At 70.7% G+C, this 552-nt stretch carries 1 pseudogene; it reads right to left on the minus strand.

Going from position 1 to position 552, the window contains the following annotated elements:
* A pseudogene (locus KDL01_RS41725) lies at positions 1-552 on the minus strand (hypothetical protein); the annotation flags it as partial.

The raw sequence follows: 552 nt of genomic DNA on the forward strand, positions 1-552 counted from the left end.
CCGTATGACGGGAGACTGTCACGTACGGATCTGTGGGAGCCCGGGGGTGAGAATCCCCCGGGCCACCCGGCGCGAAGGTGATGGGGCGGTCGCAGCCGGGGTAGCGGCAGTGTCGGTCGCGCCAGGCGAGATATCCCCGCTGTTCGGCCGAGGCCAGCCGTGCTCTCGGGTCCCGGTCCACTGCCACGCCGTCCAACACTCCGGTGTGTCCGTCGAGGGTGAGGGTGTGGCGTCGCGGGTTTCCCTGCCTGGGCAGCAGCCGCGCCGGGATGAGCGCTCCGAATGCGGTGCGGGCGCAGCCGGCGGGGATGTCGAGCTGGACCGGTGCGGGTTCCTGCATCGTTACGGCGAGCGCGGGCAGCGAGAAGTGGGCCCCGCGCTGTTCGGCCGTGGCGTCCAGGAATACCTGCGCCATCCGTGTGATCGCTTCGGCGTTCATCTGCTCGGTCGTGCGCACGTCCTGGGGTGCGAGTTCGGTGCCGTCGAACTGCCGGGCCCGGATCATTTCCGCGACCTGCAACTCCACCGCGGCTTGGAGTACCGCGCCGCGGG

It is taken from the genome of Actinospica durhamensis (assembly GCF_018139695.1).
Lineage (GTDB): Bacteria > Actinomycetota > Actinomycetes > Streptomycetales > Catenulisporaceae > Actinospica > Actinospica durhamensis.